Origin of the sequence: Clostridium sp. ZS2-4 (assembly GCF_026719745.1) — a bacterium.
GTDB lineage: Bacteria > Bacillota > Clostridia > Clostridiales > Clostridiaceae > Clostridium_H.
On the sequence record NZ_JAPPRQ010000099.1, the window covers coordinates 1 to 5,904 of the forward strand.

The 5,904-nt window shown below is 29.0% G+C and carries 5 protein-coding genes; 2 read left to right on the plus strand and 3 right to left on the minus strand.

Annotated features, from left to right (window positions below; genetic code table 11):
• Window positions 1-80: 80 nt before the first annotated feature.
• The gene (locus OIO11_RS12060; RefSeq protein ID WP_268071714.1) at window positions 81-773 is read right to left on the minus strand and encodes an ISAs1 family transposase; all 693 of its coding nucleotides are present in this window, start codon (window positions 771-773) and stop codon (window positions 81-83) included.
• Between the two features lie 572 nt (window positions 774-1,345).
• Between OIO11_RS12060 and OIO11_RS12065 the strand changes: the two genes are divergently transcribed.
• Together OIO11_RS12065 and OIO11_RS12070 are read left to right on the plus strand one after the other, a co-directional pair.
• Window positions 1,346-3,493, plus strand: coding sequence for an anthranilate synthase component I (locus OIO11_RS12065; protein WP_268071715.1), 2,148 nt, complete (start codon window positions 1,346-1,348; stop codon window positions 3,491-3,493).
• Window positions 3,494-3,576: 83 nt separating this feature from the next.
• A complete protein-coding gene (locus OIO11_RS12070) occupies window positions 3,577-4,335 on the plus strand; it encodes a LuxR family transcriptional regulator (RefSeq protein ID WP_268071716.1) in 759 nt (252 codons plus the stop codon).
• Window positions 4,336-4,924: 589 nt separating this feature from the next.
• Here OIO11_RS12070 and OIO11_RS12075 read toward each other — a convergent pair.
• Entirely contained in the window at window positions 4,925-5,290 is a 366-nt protein-coding gene (locus OIO11_RS12075; RefSeq protein ID WP_268071717.1) for a hypothetical protein, read from the minus strand.
• 256 nt (window positions 5,291-5,546) lie between these two features.
• Window positions 5,547-5,904 (minus strand): transposase (locus OIO11_RS12080; protein WP_268071718.1); only part of this gene is annotated, 358 nt, incomplete at its 5' end.

A 5,904-nucleotide genomic window follows, 5' to 3' on the forward strand; every position in this document is an offset into this window, starting at 1 on the left:
AACACCTCCATGTGTCTGATTTCTAGTCAAAATCATTTAAACACATAGAGGTGTTTTTTTCATTATAAACAATTTTCCATTTATGCTGTTGTCAAGAAGTAATTATTACTTTGATGCAACAGCAAAACATCATTAATCTCTTTTTTTATTATTGAATCAAAAAATAATTCTACATTGGTATAAAGAGTTTCTTGATTTTTCTTTAACGCCAATATATAATCAGCTTTTTTTTCTATGATTGCGTCAGCTATTTTCTTTTGAGTTCCCATAGCATCAATAGTAACTATTGTATTTTCTAACTCTAATAGTTCAAGTAATTTAGGAATTGCTGTGATTTCATTTGACTTGTCTTCTGTTTTGATTTGACCTAAAACTATTTGATTTTCATTTGCCCAAGCACTAACCATATGAATTGCTTTTTTATTTGAACTATTACAAGACGAACCCCTTAGAGTTTTACCATCTATAGATACTATTTCGCCATTTATTAAATTAGCTAATTCTTTCATCAATTCATTAAAACATTTTTGAAATTGTTTAGGATCTATTTCAGAAAATATTCTGTTAAACGTATCATGCGAAGGAATTCCATTAGGAAGTTCAAAGTATTTTCTTAACCACTCTTCACTAGCTTCTCCAAATTCCTCAATACCATTATAAGATTCTGCACCGCTAGTTACAGCACATAAAGCTAATCCTATAATGTCTATAAATTTATGCCTTTTGTTATCTCCTCTTGGGTCTTCGACCTCATTAAATGCTTCAAATAGCATATTTTCTATATCAAATATATTTGGTTTAATGATAATTCTTCCTCTCTATTTTCAATTTATATTCAAATTATAAGTGATAACATCTCAAAATAAAAGGGCTCCGCCCTAAAATCTCATATGCGTTTGCCCTGTACTAAAAGCATTTTGCAATTGACAATAAAATATAATTAAGATATAATTATCGTAAAATAAAAATATTGTAAAAATCAATGATTGAGAATAGTACTTACTAATTGTTTTTTAAGCGAGTCGGTAGTTGGTGAGAAGTCCGATATTAATAATGGTAAGGAATGGGTTCGTAAGATACAAGGTGAAATTTAGAGAGTAGCTAATGTCGTGTCCCCACGTTACAGGGGTAAGATATCCAATTTATATTGCGTATCTGAGTAAATGAAACAATACTTATTTTGTAAGTATTGGGTGGCATAGCGAAAGTATAGCACTTCGTCCCAATAAATAGGACTAAGTGTTTTTTTTGTTTCATTTGAAAATTGAATATACAGCGTTGGTACTAATTTTCATTGGTACAATACACAGCTATTTTAAGAGAATTATAATTGGGAGGTATATATATGATAAAAAACACAGATGTATATATTACAAAGGGTAATATAGAAGTTACAAGGACAATAGAGGATTCAAGGGGCATAGATATTATTGATGAAGTTGCAAAACAATTAACTAATAAGAAAGGGGGGGTGTTTGCAAGTAACTATGATTATCCTGGAAGGTATTCAAGATGGGAAATTGCGTTTGTAAATCCTTGTCTAGAGTTACGATGTTTTCAAAGAAAATTCATTATTCAAGCATTAAATTCAAGAGGAGATATAATAATAGACGATATTGTAAAGGTGATTACAAAATTAGAAGGGGTGAATATTCTAGAAAAGAATGAAGCCTACATAATAGGTGAAATAGAACAAAGTCATACATTTTTCAATGAAGAAGAAAGAAGCAAACAAAATTCTATTTTTTTATTGATAAGAAAGATAATAGAGGTTTTTTATTCTCCTGAAGATAATAGATTAGGATTATATGGAGCATTTGGATATGATTTGGTTTTTCAATTTGAATCAGCAATTGAGTTTAATAAGGAACGTTTAGATAGTCAAGAAGATTTAGTATTATTTATACCAGACAAATTATGTGTAAGAGATCGAAAATTAAATGAAGAATATATAATTAGTTATGAATTTAAAACAACAAAGGGTTCAACTATAGGATTAAGCAGAGAAGAAAGAAAAACAGGATTGTATAATATTGAATCACGGAATTTAGAACACACTTCTTCAAAGCCAGGTGCATATGCAGATATGGTTAGAAAAGCTATAGAGACCTTTAAAAGGGGAGATTTATTTGAAGCAGTTCCATCCCATGTATTATCAAAGAAAATAGATTTTACACCTTATGACATATTCTTAAATATGATAAAAATTAATCCTAGTCCGTATAATTTTTTTCTGAATTTAGGAAAAGAAGCGTTAGTTGGATCATCTCCAGAAATGTTTGTTAGAGTTAATGGCAATAAAATAGAGACATGTCCTATTTCAGGAACTATAAAAAGAGGAAGAAATGCTATAGGAGATGCAGAACAAATTAGAAAGCTACTAAATTCAAGTAAAGATGAATCTGAGTTGACGATGTGTACAGATGTAGATAGAAATGATAAATCTAGAATTTGCATTCCTGGGTCAGTTAAAGTAATTGGTAGGAGACAAGTAGAACTTTATTCTCATTTAATTCATACAGTGGATCACGTAGAAGGATATCTATCGCCTGGATTTGATGCTATAGATGCATTCCTTACCCATATGTGGGCTGTTACTGTTACTGGTGCACCGAAAAGAGCAGCAATAGAGTGGGTAGAAAACATAGAGAAAACTCCAAGAGTATGGTATGGAGGAGCAGTGGGTTTTATATTATTTAATGGGGATATGAATACTGGATTAACATTGAGAACTATCCGTGTAAAAGATAAAATAGCTCAAATACGAGTTGGTGCTACGTTATTAATTGATTCAAATCCTGAAGATGAAGAAGAAGAAACATATACAAAAGCAGAAGCATTATTGCAAAGCATTACTACCCAAAATAAATCAAAAGATGGAGAAGCAAAATTAAAATTTAATTCTTATAAAGGAAAAAAAGTACTCATTGTCGACCATGAAGATTCCTTTGTTCATACTTTAGCAAATTATATAAAACAACTAGGGGCAGAGGTTATAACATTAAGGCATAATCTAGCTAGAAAAATATTGGAAAAGAAGGAGCATTTTGATGCAGTAGTCCTTTCACCGGGACCAGGGAGACCTGAGAGATTTAGGTTAAATGAAACCATAAAAATGTGTATAAATAATAAAATACCTATTTTGGGAGTTTGTCTTGGGTTGCAAGGGTTAGTGGAGTACTTTGGAGGCGAATTGGATATGATAGATTATCCACGACATGGCAGAAAATTAAATGTAACTATAAGTCAGCCAGAATTATGTGTTAATATGGAAGATATTATTCAGGTTGGTTTATATCACTCGATTTATGCAAAAAAAGTATCTGATGATTTAAAAGTAATTGCACTAGATGAAGAAGGTATTGTTATGGGAATACAGCATAAACATTTACCAATTATAGCTGTTCAATTTCATCCTGAGTCTATATTGACCTCTAATAATAGTAATGGATTACGATTAATAGATAATATATTAAAGATTTTGATGTTATAAAGTATGTCCGAATAAATTTGAATATTTATATCAAGGGAAAGATGTTTAGTGAATATAAAAAGCTATAGAGGAGTAATATTATTATGCATGAGTTAATACAGAGATCTTTTGAAAGATGTAGGGAGAAAGGATTAAGATCAAATCATGTAATGCCTGAACATATTTCAAAGGAAATGCTGAAAGAAATTCTTGAAGAAAACAAATTATTTATTAAGATATTTAAAAAAGAAATAGATAATATTAAGACCAAGATAAAATATGAATTGGTATTTGTAATTACTGATGTAAATGGCATTATGCTGGATTATGATGCTACAAATTATTTCAGACAAAATGGGACACTGGTAGAATTAAGAGAAGGTTTGGATTTTTCAGAAAAAAGTTGCGGAACTAATGCTATTTCTCTTGCTATGGAATTGAAAAAATGTATTGAAATAAAAAAAGACCAGCATTTTTATGATGCATTTAAAAAGTGGCATTGTTTTGCAATGCCACTATATGCAAATGATAGATTAATTGGATATCTAAATGTATCAACAATCAATAAAATTTTAAAATCTGAATTTATAGTTATTCTTGAACTGCTTTCAACTCAGATTTCAAGAGGATTATGTGATGAACTGAAAAAAAAAACAAAAATGGATAACTTACTGAGTAGTACCCAAATTAACATATTAAAATATATATCAAAAGGTTATATTGAAAATAAAATTGCTTTTGAAATGAATTTAAGTCAAGATACTATTAAATATCATAAAAGAAAAATTTTTAGCAAATTAGAGGTTAATTCAAGTTGTGAGGCTATTATGAAAAGTATTAGATTGGGGATGATAGAATATTGACATAGATCCAAAGTAGATTGGTTATCAAAACTTCTTCAATACCAGTTATTCAATGAGATTACGAAATTTAGGTAATCTAAATAAGTCGGTTATTTGAGGAAATTGCATAATTAAAAATCTAAAAATAATATCACAATATATTGTGTTTTAATAGTATTAATCATACGATATATTGATGAAATTTAATTTTAAAATGAATTATGCACTTTCCTCATTTAATAAATGTTGTGCAAAGTGGTCATAAAATATTATGCGGATTAACCCCTTTATTTTGGACAATATCTAATTAATTTTTGTTTTTTCTTACAATTATACCCTTACCTCTATATTAGTTAGCTGCTCTCCAGAATAAAGTCGGTAAAATTCATTAGGAGTCATGTATCTTAAACTTGAGTGTAATCTTCTTTTATTATATCTAATTCAAAAGCAATTGTCCAAGTATGCTTAGGGGCTTAAGAGAATGCACTTGATAAATTTAAAAATAAATTTTTTGAAGAATTAGAAAAAGATAGAAAGATTCAAGCTACTTGGTACGCAAATAATATAATTAATAATATGTTTAAACTGGACAGTCAAAAGTTCTATTCTCTTAAGAAGCTAGTCGATCCTCATAGAATAAAGGGTCAACTTGCTTCTTTTTAATTATTTTACTTATGCTAAATCTATTGCTTTTTTCAATAAACGAAAAAATGCTCTTTCTTAGATAACAGGCAACTGTAGCTTCTGAAACAACTTCTTTAGATTTTGTTCTTAAAAATCTAAAATTTCTCATATTTATATCTCTCGAAAACTTTAAAGATATAATTTGAAGCAAACCCATTGCAATGGAAGCACACATTACATATGCTTCTATTGCATCTAATGTAGCTAAAATTTTGTGCTGAATTTTTTCGCAGGGTATCTTTTCAACCGGTTGAGGTTGTTGTTTTTTAGTGTATTTTCTTAGTTTTGGCATAGACTTACATCAAAACTGATAGCTAAAACCACCTATTAACTGTTTTAGTTCCCTAAAAGTACATTCTATCTTAAAGCGATAGCTCAATGTCATCAACTTAATATTGAAAAATATGGATAATGTACTTTGGCGTTAATAATTTTTAAAAAGTAAAAGGTTATAAAGAATAGTTCCACATTTTTTTGCACAAGAAACAAGCCATAGAAATGTGGAAATTTTTTCATGGCGTTAGCAAGAATATTCTTTTGAATTTATTCTATAAGCTGCGCTTTTTATTTTTTCTATACTTTCCCCTTGTAAACTTTTTTATACGTGGATTTTGTCTATCGGGTCGTATAGGCACACTACTTTTAGAAACTTGCTTCATAATATCCTTATAAATTCTATTCCTTTTCCTTAAACTTTCTTCGAGAAACATCATTATAAGCTTGTCTTTTAAACTACCAATTAGAATATTAATGTTTGTTTTATATTCATATTTATTTTCTTTATTTTCTCTTTCAACTGCTATAATTTCATCACTATCTTTTCGTGCTAATTCAACCATGTTTGATAGATAAATAGATGCATAGAAGTCTTGTTCTATTGCTATTTTAGTTGTACCTGTAAAATTC